The sequence below is a fragment of the Tepidiphilus sp. HLB4 genome (genome assembly GCF_054823945.1).
The window spans coordinates 38,773-56,656 of the sequence record NZ_JSYB01000087.1; the positions used below are offsets into that span (position 1 = coordinate 38,773).

Sequence of the window (17,884 nt, forward strand, 5' to 3'; positions counted from 1 at the left end):
GACAAGCGCTACCGCCACGAAGAGGCCAACCTTGCCTCACTCATGTTGCGTTGATGCAACATCAGGGAACCCTCCCTCCGCTTGGCACTCTCATGCCACGAGTGCTAAATTGCATGGGTGCAAAAACGAACGGAGGAGCAGGATGACGACGAGTGCGGTCGTACCGCTGGGATACGCGGCAGGGCTTCCGGGCCCCGTCTCCAGTCTGGAGCAGTACGTGCGGGCGGTGCGCAGCATCCCGCCGCTCTCCGCCGAGGAGGAAAAGGAGCTCGCCCGGCGCTGGCGCCTGGAGCGCGACCTGGAGGCGGCGCGGCGCCTGGTGCTGGCGCACCTGCGCTACGTGGTGGCGATCGCGCGGCAGTATTTCGGCTATGGGCTGCCGGAAGCCGACCTCATCCAGGAAGGCAACGTGGGGCTGATGAAGGCGGTGCGCCGTTTCGACGAGACGCGCGGCGTGCGGCTCGTCACCTTCGCGGTGCACTGGATCAAGGCCGAGATCCATGAATTCATCGTGCGCAACTGGCGCCTGGTGAAGATCGCCACCACCAAGGCGCAGCGCAAGCTCTTCTTCAACCTGCGCCGCCTCAAAGGTTCGAGGAACGCGCTGCAGCCGGCCGAGGCGAGGGCGATCGCCGAGGAGCTGGGGGTGAAGCCCGAGGAGGTGCTGGAGATGGAGGCGCGCTTTGCCGGGGCGGAGGTGCCGCTGGAGGCGCCCACGGTGGAGGGCGAGGAAGATGCGCTCCCCGCGCCGATCGCCTATCTGCCCGATCCCGGCGCCACGCCCGAGGAGGCGGTGCTGGAAGCGGAGGCGCACTGGCTCGCCGACGAGGGGCTGCGCACGGCGCTCTCCCGGCTCGATGCGCGCAGCGCCGACATCGTGCGCCGGCGCTGGTTGGCCGAGGAGCCGGAGACGCTGCAGGCGCTGGCAGCGGAGTATGGCGTCTCGGCCGAGCGCATCCGCCAGATCGAGGCGGCGGCGCTGAAGAAACTGCGCGCGTGGCTTGCGCAGGGCATGAACGCCGGAGTGCCTGCCCATGCCTGAGGCCGTGCCCAACGTGCTCTCGATTGCCGGCATCGACCCTTCCGGCGGAGCCGGCCTCTACGCCGATCTCAAGACCTTCGCCGCGCTGCGCACCTACGGCTGCGGCGTGGTGGCGGCGCTCACGGCGCAGAATACCCAGGGCGTACGCGCGGTGCACGTGCCGCCGGCGGACTTCCTGCGCGCGCAGCTCGACACCCTCTTCGCCGACGTGGCGATCGCCGCCACCAAGACGGGGATGCTCGCCAGCGCCGCGGTGATCGAGACGACGGCCGAGCGGCTCGCCCACTGGCGGGCGCAGGGGCAAAGCCCCATCGTGGTGGTCGACCCCGTGATGGTGGCGAAGAGCGGGGATGCCCTGCTCGACCGCCAGGCGGTGGGCGCGCTCGTGGAGGCGCTGCTGCCGCTCGCTACCGTGATCACGCCCAACCTGCCGGAGGCGGCGGTGCTGCTGGGGCGCACGGCGCCGGAGAGCCGGCGCGAGATGATCCGCGCGGCCGAGGCGCTGCGCGCGCTCCTGCCCACCGACGACGGGCACTGGGTGCTCCTGAAGGGCGGGCACCTGCCGGGGAGCGAACTGGTGGATCTGCTCTTCGATGGCGAGCACCTGCACGAATTCGCCGCCCCCAAGGCGGCGACGAAGAACACGCACGGCACCGGCTGCACCTACGCCGCGGCGATCGCGGCGCTCGCCGCCCGGGCCGGCTCGCCGCTCACCGACGCGGCGATGCGTGAGGTGGTCCGCGAGGCGCACCGCTATCTCCAAGAGGCGATCGCGGCAAGCGGCGCGCTCGCCGTCGGCCACGGGCACGGGCCGCTGCATCACTTCCACGCGCTCTGGCTATAATGGGGCGACGGGCGCTTCGCCCGCCCCAGCCAGAGAGCGCATCCATGAACGCCAGAGACCATTTTTTCGCCGAGCGCGCGCGCGTCGACGCCGCCGCGGTGCAGCCTTTCCCCAATTCGCGCAAGATCTACGTGCAGGGCTCGCGCCCCGACCTGCGCGTACCCCTGCGCGAGATCCGGCAGGCGGACACGCCGGCTTCCTTCGGCGCCGAGCCCAACCCGCCGATCTACGTCTATGACACCTCCGGCCCCTACACCGACCCCGAGGCGCAGGTCGACATCCGCCGGGGTCTGCCGCCGCTGCGCCGGGCCTGGATCGAAGAGCGCGGCGACACCGAGGAACTGCCCGGCCCGACGAGTGCGCACGCGCAGGCGCGCCTGCGGGACCCCGCCACCGCCGGGCTGCGCTTTCCGGGCCTTGCGCGCACCCCGCGCCGCGCCAAGCCCGGCGCGAACGTGACGCAGCTGCACTATGCGCGCCGCGGCCTCGTCACGCCCGAGATGGAGTTCATTGCCATCCGTGAGAACCAGAACCGCCGGGCGTATCTCGAGGCGCTGGCGCGAAGCGGCCCGCGCGGCGAGCGCCTCGCGCAGATCCTCGCGCGCCAGCATCCAGGGCAGCGTTTCGGGGCCCGCATCCCCGAGGAGATCACGCCGGAATTCGTGCGCGCGGAAGTGGCCGCCGGCCGGGCGATCATCCCGGCCAACATCAATCATCCCGAATCCGAGCCGATGATCATCGGGCGCAACTTCCTGGTGAAAGTGAATGCCAACATCGGCAACTCGGCGCTCGCCTCCGACATCCAGGAAGAAGTCGACAAGATGACCTGGGCGATCCGCTGGGGGGCCGACACGGTGATGGATCTGTCCACCGGCCGCCACATCCACGAGACGCGCGAGTGGATCATCCGCAACAGCCCCGTTCCGATCGGCACGGTGCCCATCTACCAGGCGCTGGAGAAGGTCGAGGGCAAGGCCGAGGAGCTCACTTGGGAGCTCTTCCGCGACACGCTCATCGAACAGGCCGAACAAGGGGTGGATTACTTCACCATCCACGCGGGCGTGCGGCTTGCCCACATCCCGCTCACGGCCGAGCGCCTCACGGGGATCGTCTCGCGCGGCGGCTCGATTTTGGCCAAGTGGTGCCTGGCGCATCACCGGGAGAATTTCCTCTATACGCACTTCGAGGAGATCTGCGAGATCCTGAAAGCCTACGACGTGGCCTTTTCGCTGGGCGACGGCCTGCGCCCCGGCTCGATCTACGACGCGAACGACGCCGCGCAGCTGGCGGAGCTGAAGACGCTGGGCGAGCTTACCCGCATCGCCTGGAAACACGACGTGCAGGTGATGATCGAGGGACCGGGGCACGTGCCCATGCAGCTCATCCGCGAGAACATGGACAAGGAGCTCGAATGGTGCGACGAGGCGCCGTTCTACACCCTCGGGCCGCTCACCACCGACATCGCCCCGGGGTACGACCACATCACCAGCGCCATCGGCGCGGCGCAGATCGGCTGGTACGGCACGGCGATGCTGTGCTACGTCACGCCCAAGGAGCATCTGGGGCTGCCGAACAAGACCGACGTGAAGGAAGGCATCGTCACCTACAAGCTCGCGGCGCACGCGGCTGACCTTGCCAAGGGGCACCCGGGAGCGCAGATCCGCGACAACGCCCTTTCCAAGGCACGCTTCGAGTTCCGCTGGCAAGACCAGTTCAACCTTTCGCTCGACCCGGACAAGGCACGCGAATTCCACGACGAGACGCTGCCCAAGGAGTCGGCCAAGGTGGCGCATTTCTGCTCGATGTGCGGGCCGAAGTTCTGCTCGATGAAGATCACGCAGGAAGTTCGCCTCTACGCCGAAGAGAAGGCGCTCTCCGAAGAAGCGGCGCTCGCCGCGGGGCTGGAGGAAAAGGCGGGCGAATTCGTGCGCGGCGGAGCCGAGCTCTATCGTCCCGAGTAGCGCCGAGCCGATGAGCGTGCTCGTGGCGGAAGAGGAAGACGCGGCGCTCGCCGCGCGCATGCAGGCGTTGCTCGCGCGCGTCTTCGGGCATGCGCGCTTTCGCGGCCCACAGGCCGAGATCGTGGCGCACGTGGCGCGCGGCGGCGACGCGCTGGTGTTGATGCCCACGGGCGGGGGAAAATCGCTGTGCTACCAGCTGCCGGCGCTGCTGCGCGAGGGCGTGGGGGTGGTGATCTCGCCCCTCATCGCGCTGATGGAGGATCAGGTGGCGGCGCTGCGGGAGAACGGCGTGGCCGCGGCCGCGCTGCACTCGGGTGTCGCCCCGGAAGCAGCCGAGGCGATCGAGCGCGCGGCGCGCGAGGGGCGGCTGAAGCTCCTCTATTGTGCGCCGGAGCGCTTGCAGACGCGCCGCTTCCTGGAGCTCCTCGACGTGCTCGCCGCGCAGGGGGCGATCGCGCTCTTCGCCATCGACGAGGCCCACTGCGTGTGGCAGTGGGGGCACGACTTCCGCCCCGACTATCTTCACCTGGCGATGCTGCCGGCGCGCTACCCCGAGGTGCCGCGCATCGCGCTCACCGCCACGGCGGACGCGGCGGCCCGCGAGGAAATCGCCGCGCGCCTGGCGCTGCACGAGGCGCGCCGCTTCGTCACCAGTTTCGACCGCCCCAACCTCTTCTACGCCGCCGAGCGCAAGCGCGGCGACGGGCGCGCACAGCTGCTCGCCTTCCTGCGGCGGCAACCGCCCGAGGGCGGCGGCATCGTCTATTGCCTGTCGCGCGGCAAGACGGAGAAGCTCGCCCGCTGGCTGAACGAGCGCGGCATCCCGGCGCTGCCTTACCACGCCGGGCTCACGCACGAGGTACGCGAGCGCCATCAGCGGCGCTTCCTCGCCGAGGATGGCCTGGTGATGACGGCGACCATCGCCTTCGGCATGGGCATCGACAAGCCGGACGTGCGCTTCGTGGCGCATCTCGACCTGCCGCGCTCGCTCGAAGGCTACTACCAGGAGACGGGGCGCGCCGGGCGCGACGGCGAACCGGCGCAGGCCTATCTCCTGTGGGACGGCGAGGACGCGGCGTGGCACCGGCAACTCGTCGAAACATCGGACATGCTGCCGGAGCAAAAGGAGATGGCGCACCGCCGGCTGGACGCGCTGGTGGACATGGTCGCGGGCACCGGCTGCCGGCGGCAGGCGATCCTGGCCTATTTCGGCGAGACCATCGGCCCCTGCGGGCGCTGCGACCGATGCCTGGCGCCAGTGCGGCCGTGGGAGGCGACGGACGCGGCGCGCAAGGCGCTCTCCACGGTGTATCGCACCGGCCAGCGCTACGGCGCGGCACACCTCATCGACGTGCTGCGCGGGCATGCGAGCGAGGCCGTGGTGCGCCGCGGGCACGACCGGGTGAGCACCTACGGCCTGGGGGTCGATCTGCCGGCCGAGACCTGGCAGGCGGTGTTCGGCGAGCTGCTGCTGCGCGGCCATCTCTCGATCGACTTCGAGCGGCATCGCGCCCTGGTGCTCACGCCGCGCGCCAAGCCCCTGCTGCGCGGCGAGGAAACCTTCGCCCTCGCCCTGCCGCGCACGGCGGCAAAAGGGTCGGCCCGCGGCGCGGGAATGGCGAGCGCGGCGCCGGCGGCGGAACCCCTCTCGCCGTCCGAGCAGGCGCGCTTCGAGCGTCTGCGGCGCTGGCGCCTGCGCCAGGCTCAGACCGAAGGCGTGCCGGCCTACGTGATCTTCCACGACAAGACCCTGCGCGAACTTGCGCGCCGCGCACCGGCAACACTCGCGGAACTGGCGGGAATCGAAGGCATCGGCGCACGCAAGCGCGAGCGCTGGGGCGAGGAATTGCTCGCCCTGCTGGCCACGGCCACGGCGACCTGATGGAGGCTGACGAACTCGTATTCCCTCTTCGGTTCGCCGTCTTCGAGCGGCAGGGCAATGACTACGGCAAGATTGCGGTGCAGCTCATCCAAATCTGGAACATAACCCACGCGCAGACGATGACTCACGCCAAATCCACAAAGTGTGCGCGTGGCAGCATCCAGCGGCCGGGCTGGCCGGGAAGTTCGATGAAGCCGAAGTGCCGGTAGAACGCGGCTGCTGTGGGCGACTTCGCGTCGACGACGAGGGCGGCCACCGCGAGCGTTTCGCTGGCGGCGGCGACGCGCTTGCAGGCATCGACCAGCAGGATCGAACCGAGTCCCTGTCCCTGAAACGTCCGGTCCACGGCCAAACGGCCGAGTAATGCCACCGGCACCGGGTAGTGCGGCAGTTTTTTACGCCACTTCTCGGGGAGCGCCTCGGCAGCGACGCTGGCGGCGCTGAGCGTGTAGAAACCGGCCACTACCTGGGGATGCCCGACCGGGCTGGCCACGAACATCCGTGCCACGCCGCGTTTGATGTCCTGCGAGGCGTAGCGCTGCAGGTAGTCGTCGAGTGCCTTCTCGCCACAATCGAAGCCGGCCGTTCGCGCGTCGCCGTCGAACGCGCGAATGACATAGGCCATTTACCGCACATCCCTGGCGTGACGGACGAACGCACGCTGCAATGCGGGGTTGGCTGGGGCCGACGTATCCAGCGCGTCCAAGAATGCCGCGAAATCCTCCTGAGACAGGGTGATGGCTTCGTGGGCCTGCACGACCGACCGGGCTTGCTCGAGCGCGTTCCTGAGCACGAACTCGGACACGCTCATATGCGCATACGCGGCGGCTTTGTCGAGCAAACGGCGCGTCTCCTGATCGCAGCGGATATGCAGCCGGGTGTCTTTGGCAAGGGTGGGCATGGACGACTCCTGATAGACTCCTGATGGCAGATCCAATTGTGCGCCATTTGTGCGCACATGGTCAAGCCAAAATCCGCCACCAGGAACACCGGCTCATCCACGCAACGCCTCATTCCGACGCCCCTTGAGGCGTCGCTGCGATCGAGGTGCAGGTGGCGCTCCCCGATCGGCGGGATGCCTCACCGTCCCGGCGGCTGCAGCAAGCGCGTGCGTTCGCGCTCCAGGCGCGCGGCGCGGCGCTCGAGGAATTCCATCTCCTTCACCTGCCGCCGCTCCACCCCTTCGCGCTCGCGCACGCGGGCTTTTTCGTAGGCTGCGCGCTGCGCGGGTTTCAGGTCGGCGGGAGGCTCGCGCACCGCCAGCGCCATGCGCTCGTCGGCGTGGCGTGCGCGCAAGGCATCGCGCTCGCGGGCGAGATCGCGCAGCTCGCTTTCGATCTGGGCGAGCCGCTGCTGGCGCAGGGCGAACGCTTGGGGCGATTCGACGACGGTCTCTCGCGTTTTTTTCGTTGTCGCCGGCGGAGCCGAGGGCGGCGGCGGACGCAGCGTCACTGCCGCGGCGTCGGGGCCGCAGGGGTTCGCCTCGAAGCGGATGCTGCCGTCAGGAGAGGTACAACGATAGACGAGCGTCTCGCCCGCCATCACCGCAGGCGCGGCGAGCAGGGCGGCAGGCAGCAGCACGGCGCGGAGGCAAAAAGCCCGGCAACGAACGAGCGCGGTCGGCATGGACGGACGCCTCCACCTTGGATATCGAGGCAGTATATCCGGAAGCACCGCCACTCCCAAGGCCGCCGACCCGCCGCTGCCCTCCGACCTGTGAGGCGGGCATTCAGCGCACGATGCCGAAAACGGGTCGATCGTGGCGCGGCTGTAGCGGCCGGCTGGTACGCGGCCCCTGGGTGAGCGGGGCGATCTCGGTAGAGATGGCCTCGAGCGGCTCGCGGAAGACGATCCAGCGCACGTCCTCGCGGCACGGCGGCCAGGGCTCGGAGCCTTCGTAGGTGAAATAGGAGGCGTCGACCGGTTCGAGCGTGCGCAGGTCGAGCGGCAATTCGCGCGGTGCGGCGCTTCCCTGCCCGGCCCAGTCCGCCAGCGTGGCGAGCAGCGGATGGGTGCGCTCGGCGGCGACGACGCGCAGGGCCACGAAAAGGCGGGAGCCGTCTTCGGCCCGATGCTGCAGGACCAGTTCCCCCAGGGCGACGCGCACCCCGAGCCGATGCATGCCGGGGTGATGCCAGCTGATGCGCTCCAGCCGGTACCATTTTCCTTCCCAGCCCAGGCGCTGTTCCCGCGCCGGTTCGAGCACCAGGCCCGTCCTGTCCTGCTGCAGGACGACCCGGCTGGGTTGGTAGCGGAAGAAAGGAGGCGGAAGATCGGCCGGAATCGCCCCTTCGAGTGCGATGGGGGATTGACGCTTGCCCTCGCGGCAGATGCGCCAGTCGGGCGAGAGGAGGTGCCAGCGCCCGGGGCCGGCCGGACCCTCGGCGTAGGTCCATTCGCCGGGCGAGGGCCGTTTCGCCGCGATGTTCTTGCCCGAAGGAGCTGTGCGACGGGCGACGACCGGCCGGCGTGCCGCAGTGGCCATGGCAGGGGATGCTTCCCGCGGCACCGGTGGCCGGGAAGCGGACGCGGGAACGCCGGCAGGGTGCCCCCCCGCGGCCGAAGCCGCAGCGACCGGCGCCGGCGCCCGGGGTTGAGGCGCCACGGCAGAGGGCGGCGGTGGAGTCTCGGGACGGTTCACCGGCGGCTTGACTGCAGGCTGCGGCGTAGGGACCGGAAGCTTTGCCACTTCGGGCGGCAAGGCCGAAGGATCGACGAGGTCGACGCCCAGGGGCAAGGGTTTTCCGTCCGCCTGCGCGGGCTGTTTGGCTGCACCTTCCATCGCGCTCTGCGCCGAGCCCAGGGCTTCCTGGGCGATACGGCTCAATTCCTCCGGCGTGGGCGGGCGGCAGACCACCAGCCACAGCCGTTCGTCGACCGAGCCGGGCGGAATGGGCGTCGCCTCCGGCTTGGGGAGGGTCTCCTCGGAGAGCGGCAGGTCGTTGGCGTCGAGATACACCCGTTTGACGGTGGTATAGGTACGGCGCTGGCAGTCGAAGCGGTTGAGCGCCTTGACGGAGGCGTAACCGCGGCGCTTGGCTTCGTCGGCGCTGAGGACCACGCGTCCCCACGCCACCTTGATGCCGCCCTCGGCCGGAATCAAGGTGGCCGGGTCGATCTGCACCAAGCGATCGCGGTCGCGCGCCACCGTCTGCCACTCGGCAAGCGCCGCCTGGCTGAGCAGGCCCAGCGCGAGGAGCACGAGCAGGCGCAGCCCGTATCCCGTCATCCCTTTCATCGCGTCCATGATGCGTCGTATCTCCTCTCGGCCCGACGAAGCTCATGGTTTGCATTATCGGCCGGTGCGAGGAAAACTTGAGCCGCTGCGCCGAGTCTTTTCCGCCATCGCGCCGATTTCGGGTAAACTGCCGGCGATCAAGCCATTCGACATCGTTCCATGTTCGTCCTTTTCGAAGAGTCCGGCGCCTTCAAGGCCGGCACGCTCGTCTCGGAGCAGGAGGCCACGCTGCACGTCGAGCTTCCTTCCGGCCGCCGGTTGAAGATCAAGCGCAACGCCGTGCTCCTCACCTTCCGCGAACCGGAACCTCAGGCGCTGCTCGACGAGGCCCAGCGCCAGGCCGAGGCGCTCGACACCGACTTCCTGTGGGAAGTGTGCGGCGAGGAAGAGTTCTCCTATCTCGACTTCGCGCGGGAATACTATGGCGCCGAACCCTCCGCGGTCGAAGCGGCGGCGCTGTTGCTGCGCCTGCACGGCTCGCCGATCCACTTCCACCGCAAGGGCAAGGGACGCTTCCAGAAGGCGCCGGCCGAGATCCTGCAGGCGGCGCTCGCCGGTCTGGAGAAGAAACGCAAGCGCCAGGAAGCGATCGAGCGCATGCGCGACGAGCTCGTAGCGGGACGTCTGCCCGAGGAGATCGCCGCGGCCCTGCCCCAGATCCTCTACCGGCCCGACCGCAACCGCCCCGAAACCCAGGCGCTGGAGGCCGCAAGCGTCGCCCTGCGCTGCTCGACGGCCCAGCTGCTGCTCTCGGTCGGCGCGATCGCCTCGACACACGACTACCACTTCGGCCGTTTCCTCTTCGAGGTCTTCCCCGAAGGGCTGGAATTTCCCGAGCATCCCGAGCCGCCTCCTTGCGAGGATCTGCCGCTGGCCGAAGTGCAGGCGTTTTCGATCGACGACATCTCGACCACCGAGATCGACGACGCTTTCTCCGTGACCCGCCGTCCCGGCGGGGGCTGGCGCATCGGCGTGCATATCGCCGCGCCGGCCTTGGGGCTTTCTCCCGGGGATGCGGTCGATGCCATCGCCCGCGCCCGCATGTCCACCGTCTACATGCCGGGCCGCAAGATCACCATGCTGCCGCCCGACGTGGTCGATCGCTTCACCCTGGCCGAAGGCCACGTCCCGCCCGCCCTCTCCTTGTACCTCGACGTCGATGCCTCGCTCGCCATCCAGGGCATGGAGACGCGGCTCGAGCGCGTGCCGATCGCGGCCAACCTTCGCCTGCATGCCCTGGAGCCGTTCTTCAACGAAGAGACGCTGCAGGAAGCCCTGCCCGAAGATCTGCCCTGGCGCGAGGAGCTCAAGCTGCTGTGGGAGCTCGCCACCGTGCTCGAGGCGGGGCGCGGCAAAGCCTCGGTCACGCCGAATCAGATCGATTATCTCTTTCACGTCGATTGGGAGCGGGTCACGGAGGACGGCCCCGGCTGGGTGAGCATCACCCCGCGCCCGCGCGGCGCACCGATCGACAAGCTGGTGAGCGAATTCGCCATCCTCACGAACCAGACCTGGGGCAAGCGCCTGGCGGAGCATGGGCTGCCGGGCATCTATCGCGTCCAGCCCGCCGGCGGCAAGGTGCGCATGGCGCTGGAGGCGGAGAGCCACGAAGGTCTGGGGGTGGATTGCTATGCCTGGTCGAGCTCGCCCCTGCGCCGCTACGTCGACCTGGTCAACCAGATGCAGCTGCTTGCCACGGTACGCGGCACGCCCGCCCCTTTCCCCGAGCGGGGGCAGGAGCTCTTCGGCATCGTGCGCCAGTTCGAGGCAGCCTACACCACCTACCAGGAATTCCAGCGCCACATGGAACGCTACTGGTGCCTACGCTGGCTGCGCCAGCACCGGGTGGAGCGGCTCACCGCCACGGTGTTGCGTGACGATCTCGTGCGCTGTGAGCGGCTCCCGCTCGTCGCCAAGGTTCCCTCCCTGCCCCCCACCGACGCGGGTCGGCGGGTCGAGCTGGAAGTCGAGCGCATCGATCTCGTCGAGATGGAACTTCGGCTGCGTTTCCGTCGTCTCCTTACGCAGGAAGAATCCCCCGACGCGACCGCCGCCCTCATCGTGGAGCCATGAACCCCCGTTCGCTGCCTCTTTTTTCCCTGCGCGATACCGCAACGCACACGTGGCGGCAGTGGCGGCGATCCCCCTTCGCTTGGGCGATCTTCCTTTCCCTCGCCCTGCATGCCCTGCTGCTCTCCCTGGGATTCGTTCCGCCCGAAGCCCGGCTCGCGGCGCAGAAAGACGAGGGGCTGGAGATCGTCCTGGTCAATGCCTATAGCCGCTCGACGCCGGAAGAGGCAAAAGCCCTGGCCCAGACCTCCCTTGCCGGCGGCGGCAACGAGAAGACCGCCCCCGTTCCGACCACCGCCCAGCCTCCCCTCGAACGCGAGCATCCCAGCGACAGCCCGCTCGAAGCCCGCAGCCGACATCAAGAAACGGCCAGCACCACCAGGCGCAAGCTGAGCCGCCCCTCTCCTGAAAAAGCGACTCCTTCCGCGCCCGAGCCCACCGCTCCGGCCACGCCCACGCCGAGCGGCCTCGACCTGCTCGACCAGACGGCGAGCGTCGCCCGCCTGCACGCGGCGCTCGACGACACGGAACGCGCCGTGGCGGGGCAACCTCGCAAGCGATTCTTCGGCGCCAACGTCAAGGAATACCGCTTCGCGCGCTACATCGAGGATTGGCGGCTCAAGGTCGAGCGCATCGGTACCCTCAATTATCCCGAGGAAGCGCGGGGCAAACTCTACGGGAGCCTGCTCATGTCGGTGTCGATCCGCGCCGATGGCGAGCTGATCGACGCGCACATCGAACGCTCCTCCGGCCAGCCGGTACTCGACGAGGCGGCGCTTCGCATCGTCCGGCTCGGCTCCCCTTACGCACCCTTTCCCCCGGAGATCCGCGCCGACACCGACGTGATCGTCATCAAGCGCACCTGGACCTTCACCCGCGAATCGCGCCTGCAGGGGAAATGAAATGACCGATCGCTACGCCGTCTTCGGCCACCCGGTGGCGCACAGCAAGTCGCCTTTCATCCACCGCGCCTTTGCCGAACAGATGGGACAGGATCTCGACTACGAGGCGATCGACCCCGGCGCAGAGGGCTTCGCCGAAGCGGCGCGGCGTTTTTTCGCCGAAGGGGGGCGCGGCGCCAACGTGACGCTGCCTTTCAAGGAAGAGGCGCTGGCGCTCGCCGACGAGGCGCTGCCGCGCGCGCGCGAGGCCGGCGCCGCCAATACGCTCATCGCGCGCGAGGGGCGGCTTCTGGCCGACAACACGGACGGCGTGGGACTGGTGCGCGACTTGACACGGCGCCACGGCGTGCCGCTCGCGGGAGCCGAGGTGCTGCTCGTGGGCGCGGGCGGCGCCGCGCGCGGCGTGCTGGGGCCGATTCTGCGCGAACGGCCGCGGCGGCTGGTGCTTGCCAACCGCACTCCTGCCCGCGCCGAGACGCTCGCCCGCGCGTTCGCAGCGCTCGCCGCCGAGACGGGCGTGAAACTGGACGTGCAAACCTGGGATGCGCTGCGCCCCCCTTTCACGCTGCTGATCAACGCCACCAGCGCGAGCCTCGCCGGCGAGCTGCCGCCGCTGCCGCCGGAGCTCTTCGCCGCAAGGCCCTTCGTCTATGACATGATGTACGGCGCCGCCCCTACGCCCTTCCTGCGCGAGGCGGCGCGGCACGGCGCGCACACCGCCGACGGCCTGGGGATGCTGGTGGAACAGGCCGCCGAGAGCTTCTTCCTCTGGCGCGGCGTGCGCCCGGACGCCCAGGCGGTGTATGCCCGCCTGCGCGCCGCGCTCGCGGGCTGAGGATCAAAGGGGGTCGCTCGAAGAACCGCTGCGCAGCAGGTTATTCGAGGTGCCCAAGGGTAGCGAACGCCCGATGCGCCGCTTCCACCGTGGCATCGATGTCGGCTTCAGTGTGCGCCGCCGAGACGAACCCCGCCTCGAAGGCGGAGGGCGCGAAATGATGCCCCGCCGCCAGCATGGCATGGAAGAAGCGCTTGAAGCGCTCGACGTCGCAGGCCATCACTTCGGCGTAGGAACCCGGCACCTGGGGCGCGAAATAGAGGCCGAACATGCCGCCGAGCGAATCGGCCGCGAACGGCACGCCCGCCTCCTCGGCCGCACGCTGCAATCCCGACACCAGCCGGGCGGTGAGCGCTTCGAGCCGTTCGTAGAATCCCGGCTGGGCGACGAGCTCGAGCGAAGCGAGTCCGGCGGCCACCGCCACGGGCGAACCGGAGAGCGTGCCTGCCTGATACACCGGCCCGAGCGGGGCGACGCACTCCATGATCTCGCGCCGTCCGCCGAAGGCGGCCACCGGCATGCCGCCGCCGATCACCTTGCCCAGCGTGGTGAGGTCGGGCCGGATGCCGGTGCGACCCTGCATCCCCTGCAGCCCCACGCGAAACCCCGTCATCACCTCGTCGAAGATGAGCACCGCGCCGTGGCGGTCGCACAGCGCGCGCAGTCCTTCGAGAAAACCGGGACGCGGCTTGACGAGGTTCATGTTGCCGGCAGCCGGCTCCACGATCACCGCGGCGATCTCGTCGCCGCACTCGGCAAAGGCCGCCTCCACTGCCGCCAGATCGTTGTAGGGCAACACCAGGGTATCGCGCGCCGCCCCTTCGGGCACGCCGGCCGAACTCGGGTGCCCGAACGTGAGGGCGCCGGAGCCCGCCTTGACGAGCAGCGCGTCGGCGTGACCGTGGTAGCACCCCTCGAACTTGACGATGCGGGCGCGCCCCGTGTAGCCGCGCGCCAGGCGAATGGCGCTCATCGTGGCCTCGGTGCCCGAGCTCACCAGCCGCACCAGCTCGAGCGACGGCAGCAGCGCCGTGAGCCGCTCGGCCATCTCCACTTCCAGCGCCGTGGGGGCGCCGAAGGAGAGTCCGTCGGCGGCCGCCCGCTGCACCGCTTCCACGATCTTCGGGTGCGCGTGCCCGGCGATCGCCGGCCCCCAGGCGCCGACGTAATCTATATAGCGCGTCCCGTTTTCATCCCAGAGGTAGGCGCCCTGTGCGCGCCGGATGAAGCGCGGCGTGCCCCCCACCGAGCGAAATGCCCGCACCGGCGAATTCACTCCGCCCGGAATCACGCGCCGGGCCCGTTCGAACCACGCTTCGTTGCGATCCGTCATCGTTCCTTCCCTTCCGTGCCGAAAACGCGATTGTGCCACGCCGCCCAGGCGAGCGCCCGTTCCAGCGGATCGGGCGCGGCGAAGAGATCCGAGATCACGGCGAGCCAATCGGCCCCGGCAGCGACGAGCTCGTCGGCGCGCTCCAAAGTGATGCCACCGATCACTGCGATCGGTACGGCGAGCTCGGCGCGGGCGCAGCGCAGGAGTTCGAGCGAGGCGCGGCTCGCCTGGGGCTTGGTCGGGGAAGGATACATCGCCCCGAAAGCGACGTAGCTCGCTCCTTCGGCGAGTGCCGCCTGCGCCCGCCCGAGCTCCGCGTAGCAGCTCGCCCCGATGAGTGCGTGCGGCCCCAGAAAGCGCCGCGCCTGCGCGATCGAACCGTCGTCTTTGCCCAGATGAACCCCGGCCTCGAACTGGGCGGCGAGCTCGACATCGTCATTGACGACGAGCGCCGCCCCGGCAGCCCGCACCAGCGGTGCGATGCGCTCGAGCTGACGTGCCCTGGCGGCGCGGTCGAGCGCCTTGTTGCGGTATTGCACCAGCACCGGGCGGGCGGCGAGCGCCGTGCGCAGCGCCGCGAAGAGGGCGCCGTCGTCAGGCTCGTCGGGGGTGATCAGATACAGGCCGCGCGCGGGCGACCGAGAAAAACGCGTTTGCATTGGATCATGGTATCATGGATCATCGCCGACACGGCCTGCCTGCCAAGAACGGGGATCCGACGTGAACACCGAACGCAAACCACGCATCCTGGTGGTCGACGACAGCAACACCATCCGCCGCAGCGCGGAGATCTTCCTCGGCCAGGCCGGCTACGAAGTCATGCTGGCCGAAGATGGGTTTTCCGCGCTCGCCAAAGTCGTCGAGTTCGCGCCGGATCTCATCTTCATCGACGTGATGATGCCCCGTCTCGACGGCTACCAGACCTGCGCCCTCATCAAGCAAAATCCCAAATTCCGCCACATCCCGGTGATCATGCTCACCTCGAAGGACGGCGTCTTCGACCGGGCAAGGGGGCAGCTCGTGGGCTCCGACGAGTACCTCACCAAACCCTTCACCAAGAACGAGCTGCTGGAGGCCATCGCCCGGCACTGGCCGCCCAAGACCGAGGCGCGACCCCCGGCGAAAGGAGATTGAGCCCATGCCCATCCGCCGTATCCTCGTCGTCGACGACTCTCCCACCGAACGGCTCGCCCTCACCGAGCTCCTCACCCGCGAGGGCTATCAGGTGCTCACCGCCGAGAACGGCGAACAGGCCCTCGCGCTCGCGCGCGCCGAGCTCCCCGACCTCGTGCTGATGGACGTGGTCATGCCCGGCATGAACGGCTATCAGGCCACGCGCCAGCTGCATCGCGACGCGGCCACGCGCCACATCCCGGTCATCATCTGCACCACCAAAGGCCAGGAAGCCGACCGCGCCTGGGGCCTGCGGCAAGGCGCGGTGGCCTACCTCGTCAAGCCCATCGACGAAACGGCGCTCCTTGCCGCCATCCGCAGCATGGAATGACGCCCATGGCCCGACGGACTTCGTTGCGCGAATTCCAGGAACGGCTCGCCGAACGGCTCGCCCAGGCCTCTGCCGCCCGTACCGAGCACTGGCTGGTGCTCCCCGCCGCCGGTCACCGGCTGCTGCTGCCCCTCACCGACGCCTCCGCCATCGCCAACGAATTCACCCTCGCCCCGGTTCCCCGCGCCCCCGCCTGTTACCGGGGTCTGGCCAACGTGCGCGGCAACCTCATCGGCGTGGTCGACCTCTGCTGGCTGGAGAACCACACGCCCACCCAGAGGAGCAAACGTGCGCAACTCCTGGTGCTGGCCACCCGCCTCATCGAAAACACGGCGCTCCTGCTGCCCGAGGCAGTCGGCCTGCGGCCCCTCGAGTCCTTCACGCCCATGGAGCATCCCCTTTCCCGCCCCTGGCACGTGCGCGCCTATCGGGCACCCGATGACGACCGGCCTTGCATCCTGATCGACGCGAGCCGGCTCATCACCGACCCACTTTTCTATGGCATCGATTCCGGCTCGTCCCTCCTCGGTTCGAGCTGACCTGAAGACCGCATCCGAGCAACGAGGACCCTACCATGGCGTTTCGTCTGTTTTCCTCCCGCACCCCTGCTGAGGCCGCCGACACCTCCACGACCCCCGGCACGAAGGGGGGAGCGCTGCGGCAGCGTATCCTTCTCCTGTCGGTCCTGCTGATCGTATCGATCCTCGGCCTCGTCGGCCTCGTCGCCTCGGCCAGCTACACCGCGGCAAGCACGCGCGAACGCCTCGCTGTGGCGGATCAGGCCCGGGACGCCCTAAGCGACCTGGGGCGAACCCTGCCCCGGGCGCTCCAAGCCGATGCCGAGGCCGTGAAAGCCCTGGAAGGGCAACGCCGCCGCCTCGAAGAGGCGCTGCGCACCCTGTCGGACATGGCTACGGAAGACGAGCGCCTCGCCGGGCACGCCGGCTCGCTCCAGAAAAGCTGGAACGAGCTGCGCCCCGAGCTGCAGAAACTCCTCGAATCCCCCCCGAGCGAACCGTCCGACGTCGCGGCGGCCCTGCGCCCCATCGACCAACGACTCGAACGCATGCTCGGCGAAGCGAGCGCCCTGCGCCAGAGCGTGCAGCAAGCCGGCGACGACGCCCTCTCGACCCGCTATCAGGGTATGATCGCGGCGGCCGTCGTCCTCATTCTCGTCTTCCTCGCCCTGGGCAAGACCTATCTCGACGACGCCCGCGCCCGGGAGCTCGAGGCCGAACGCCAACGGCAGCGGCTCGAAGAAGAAAACGCCCGCACGCAGCAGGCCATCATGCAGCTGCTCAACGAGATTTCCGACCTGGCCGACGGCGACCTCACCATCCGCGCCACCGTCACCGAAGACATCACGGGGGCGATCGCCGACTCGGTGAACTACGCCATCGAAGAGCTCGCCTCGCTGGTACGGCGCATCAACGACACGGCCGAGCGCATCACCGACTCCACCGAAGAAGCGCGCCGCATCTCCGGCGAGCTGCTCGAAGCGGCCCAGACCCAGACCGAAAAGATCGAAGAGGCCGACGGCATCGTCCAGGACATGGCCCACGCCCTGCATGAGACGGCCGCTTCCGCCGAAGGCGCCGCCGCCTCCGCCGGCCGCTCGCTCGAAGCCTCGGCCAAAGGGGCGCAGGCGGTGAATGAAACCATCGAGGGCATGAACCGCATCCGCGACCAGATCCAGGAAACCGCCAAACGCATCAAGCGGCTGGGCGAATCCTCGCAGGAGATCGGCGAGATCGTGGAACTCATCTCCGACATCACCGACCAGACCAACGTGCTCGCGCTCAACGCTGCCATCCAGGCCGCGGCTGCGGGCGAGGCGGGGCGCGGCTTCACCGTGGTGGCCGAGGAAGTGCAGCGGCTGGCCGAGCGCTCGGCCGAGGCCACCAAGCAGATCGCCGCCATCGTCAAGACCATTCAAGCCGACACCCAGGACGCCGTGGGTTCGATGGAAGCGGCCACGCGCGAGGTCGTCGCCGGCACGGCGCTCTCCGATTCGGCCGGCGCCGCCCTCGAGGAAATCTCGCAAGTCGCCAAAGAGACCGCCACCCGCATCACCCAGATCGCCCACGACATCCAGGCCCAGGCCGAACGCGGCGCCCAGGTCTCCGCCCTCATGCGCGAAATCCTCGCCATCACGCAGCAGACCCGGGAAGGGACGGAACGCACCGTCCAATCCGTCGAATCGCTGGCCGAGCTCGCCGCCGATCTGCGCGGTTCGGTCGCCGGTTTCCGCGTCTGATCGCCCGAGACGAACG

General features: G+C 69.2%; 17 protein-coding genes. 11 read left to right on the top strand and 6 right to left on the bottom strand.

Annotated elements, in window-relative coordinates; genetic code table 11:
- Positions 1 to 142: 142 nt before the first annotated feature.
- From rpoH to recQ, 4 genes are read left to right on the top strand one after another with little or no spacing between them, the layout of a single operon-like run.
- Positions 143 to 1,042 (top strand): RNA polymerase sigma factor RpoH, encoded by a 900-nt coding sequence (gene rpoH / locus OA56_RS10305; RefSeq protein ID WP_055423887.1) that lies wholly within the window; start codon positions 143 to 145, stop codon positions 1,040 to 1,042.
- A complete protein-coding gene (gene thiD, locus OA56_RS10310; RefSeq protein WP_141056501.1) occupies positions 1,035 to 1,886 on the top strand; it encodes a bifunctional hydroxymethylpyrimidine kinase/phosphomethylpyrimidine kinase in 852 nt (283 codons plus the stop codon). Before rpoH ends, thiD begins: the two co-directional genes overlap by 8 nt.
- A gap of 44 nt (positions 1,887 to 1,930) precedes the next feature.
- Entirely contained in the window at positions 1,931 to 3,847 is a 1,917-nt protein-coding gene (gene thiC, locus OA56_RS10315) for a phosphomethylpyrimidine synthase ThiC (protein WP_055423885.1), read from the top strand.
- A gap of 10 nt (positions 3,848 to 3,857) precedes the next feature.
- Complete coding sequence (gene recQ / locus OA56_RS10320) at positions 3,858 to 5,729, top strand: DNA helicase RecQ (RefSeq protein ID WP_461585144.1); 1,872 nt, start codon at positions 3,858 to 3,860, stop codon at positions 5,727 to 5,729.
- 124 nt (positions 5,730 to 5,853) lie between these two features.
- Here recQ and OA56_RS10325 read toward each other — a convergent pair whose 3' ends face one another.
- The 4 genes from OA56_RS10325 to OA56_RS10340 form a co-directional block, all read right to left on the bottom strand.
- Positions 5,854 to 6,354, bottom strand: a complete 501-nt coding sequence (locus OA56_RS10325; RefSeq protein ID WP_055423883.1) for a GNAT family N-acetyltransferase — start codon at positions 6,352 to 6,354, stop codon at positions 5,854 to 5,856.
- Positions 6,355 to 6,630 (bottom strand): type II toxin-antitoxin system TacA family antitoxin, encoded by a 276-nt coding sequence (locus tag OA56_RS10330; RefSeq protein ID WP_055423882.1) that lies wholly within the window; start codon positions 6,628 to 6,630, stop codon positions 6,355 to 6,357. It abuts the gene before it with no gap.
- Between the two features lie 179 nt (positions 6,631 to 6,809).
- The gene (locus OA56_RS10335) at positions 6,810 to 7,355 is read right to left on the bottom strand and encodes a DUF4124 domain-containing protein (RefSeq protein ID WP_055423881.1); all 546 of its coding nucleotides are present in this window, start codon (positions 7,353 to 7,355) and stop codon (positions 6,810 to 6,812) included.
- A gap of 103 nt (positions 7,356 to 7,458) precedes the next feature.
- On the bottom strand, positions 7,459 to 8,976 hold the full coding sequence (locus OA56_RS10340; RefSeq protein ID WP_055423880.1) for a surface-adhesin E family protein: 1,518 nt from the start codon (positions 8,974 to 8,976) through the stop codon (positions 7,459 to 7,461).
- Between the two features lie 150 nt (positions 8,977 to 9,126).
- On the opposite strand from OA56_RS10340, the gene OA56_RS10345 reads away from it, so the two are divergent.
- The 3 genes from OA56_RS10345 to aroE are packed head-to-tail and all read left to right on the top strand — an operon-like array spanning position 9,127 to position 12,774.
- Positions 9,127 to 11,040 carry a ribonuclease catalytic domain-containing protein gene (locus tag OA56_RS10345; protein WP_055423879.1) on the top strand — a complete coding sequence of 638 codons (1,914 nt, stop codon included), beginning with the start codon at positions 9,127 to 9,129 and terminating at the stop codon, positions 11,038 to 11,040.
- Positions 11,037 to 11,939, top strand: coding sequence for an energy transducer TonB (locus tag OA56_RS10350; RefSeq protein WP_141056505.1), 903 nt, complete (start codon positions 11,037 to 11,039; stop codon positions 11,937 to 11,939). Before OA56_RS10345 ends, OA56_RS10350 begins: the two co-directional genes overlap by 4 nt.
- A gap of 1 nt (position 11,940) precedes the next feature.
- Positions 11,941 to 12,774, top strand: coding sequence for a shikimate dehydrogenase (aroE, locus tag OA56_RS10355; protein WP_461585148.1), 834 nt, complete (start codon positions 11,941 to 11,943; stop codon positions 12,772 to 12,774).
- Between the two features lie 40 nt (positions 12,775 to 12,814).
- Here the strand turns inward: aroE and hemL are convergent, their stop codons facing one another.
- Together hemL and thiE are read right to left on the bottom strand one after the other, a co-directional pair.
- Complete coding sequence (hemL, locus tag OA56_RS10360; RefSeq protein ID WP_461585150.1) at positions 12,815 to 14,107, bottom strand: glutamate-1-semialdehyde 2,1-aminomutase; 1,293 nt, start codon at positions 14,105 to 14,107, stop codon at positions 12,815 to 12,817.
- Positions 14,104 to 14,766, bottom strand: a complete 663-nt coding sequence (thiE, locus tag OA56_RS10365) for a thiamine phosphate synthase (RefSeq protein WP_461585152.1) — start codon at positions 14,764 to 14,766, stop codon at positions 14,104 to 14,106. Before thiE ends, hemL begins: the two co-directional genes overlap by 4 nt.
- Before the next feature lie 61 nt (positions 14,767 to 14,827).
- On the opposite strand from thiE, the gene OA56_RS10370 reads away from it, so the two are divergent.
- From OA56_RS10370 to OA56_RS10385, 4 genes are read left to right on the top strand one after another with little or no spacing between them, the layout of a single operon-like run.
- Complete coding sequence (locus OA56_RS10370; protein ID WP_055423875.1) at positions 14,828 to 15,241, top strand: response regulator; 414 nt, start codon at positions 14,828 to 14,830, stop codon at positions 15,239 to 15,241.
- A 4-nt stretch (positions 15,242 to 15,245) separates the two neighbouring features.
- Positions 15,246 to 15,611, top strand: coding sequence for a response regulator (locus OA56_RS10375; protein WP_055423874.1), 366 nt, complete (start codon positions 15,246 to 15,248; stop codon positions 15,609 to 15,611).
- A gap of 5 nt (positions 15,612 to 15,616) precedes the next feature.
- Positions 15,617 to 16,150, top strand: coding sequence for a chemotaxis protein CheW (locus tag OA56_RS10380; RefSeq protein ID WP_055423873.1), 534 nt, complete (start codon positions 15,617 to 15,619; stop codon positions 16,148 to 16,150).
- 35 nt (positions 16,151 to 16,185) lie between these two features.
- A complete protein-coding gene (locus OA56_RS10385; RefSeq protein WP_055423872.1) occupies positions 16,186 to 17,868 on the top strand; it encodes a methyl-accepting chemotaxis protein in 1,683 nt (560 codons plus the stop codon).
- Positions 17,869 to 17,884 lie beyond the last annotated feature (16 nt).

What these genes read in the sequence shown, in the direction of transcription:
- OA56_RS10350 (WP_141056505.1), top strand. Translation starts at nt 11,037, where the DNA reads ATGAACCCCCGTTCGCTGCCTCTTTTTTCCCTGCGCGATACCGCAACG.
- OA56_RS10380 (WP_055423873.1), top strand. Translation starts at nt 15,617, where the DNA reads ATGGCCCGACGGACTTCGTTGCGCGAATTCCAGGAACGGCTCGCCGAA.
- OA56_RS10330 (WP_055423882.1), bottom strand. Translation starts at nt 6,630, where the DNA reads ATGCCCACCCTTGCCAAAGACACCCGGCTGCATATCCGCTGCGATCAG.
- thiE (WP_461585152.1), bottom strand. Translation starts at nt 14,766, where the DNA reads ATGCAAACGCGTTTTTCTCGGTCGCCCGCGCGCGGCCTGTATCTGATC.
- recQ (WP_461585144.1), top strand. Translation starts at nt 3,858, where the DNA reads ATGAGCGTGCTCGTGGCGGAAGAGGAAGACGCGGCGCTCGCCGCGCGC.
- thiD (WP_141056501.1), top strand. Translation starts at nt 1,035, where the DNA reads ATGCCTGAGGCCGTGCCCAACGTGCTCTCGATTGCCGGCATCGACCCT.
- thiC (WP_055423885.1), top strand. Translation starts at nt 1,931, where the DNA reads ATGAACGCCAGAGACCATTTTTTCGCCGAGCGCGCGCGCGTCGACGCC.
- OA56_RS10345 (WP_055423879.1), top strand. Translation starts at nt 9,127, where the DNA reads ATGTTCGTCCTTTTCGAAGAGTCCGGCGCCTTCAAGGCCGGCACGCTC.
- OA56_RS10325 (WP_055423883.1), bottom strand. Translation starts at nt 6,354, where the DNA reads ATGGCCTATGTCATTCGCGCGTTCGACGGCGACGCGCGAACGGCCGGC.
- OA56_RS10340 (WP_055423880.1), bottom strand. Translation starts at nt 8,976, where the DNA reads ATGGACGCGATGAAAGGGATGACGGGATACGGGCTGCGCCTGCTCGTG.
- aroE (WP_461585148.1), top strand. Translation starts at nt 11,941, where the DNA reads ATGACCGATCGCTACGCCGTCTTCGGCCACCCGGTGGCGCACAGCAAG.
- OA56_RS10335 (WP_055423881.1), bottom strand. Translation starts at nt 7,355, where the DNA reads ATGCCGACCGCGCTCGTTCGTTGCCGGGCTTTTTGCCTCCGCGCCGTG.
- rpoH (WP_055423887.1), top strand. Translation starts at nt 143, where the DNA reads ATGACGACGAGTGCGGTCGTACCGCTGGGATACGCGGCAGGGCTTCCG.
- OA56_RS10385 (WP_055423872.1), top strand. Translation starts at nt 16,186, where the DNA reads ATGGCGTTTCGTCTGTTTTCCTCCCGCACCCCTGCTGAGGCCGCCGAC.
- hemL (WP_461585150.1), bottom strand. Translation starts at nt 14,107, where the DNA reads ATGACGGATCGCAACGAAGCGTGGTTCGAACGGGCCCGGCGCGTGATT.
- OA56_RS10375 (WP_055423874.1), top strand. Translation starts at nt 15,246, where the DNA reads ATGCCCATCCGCCGTATCCTCGTCGTCGACGACTCTCCCACCGAACGG.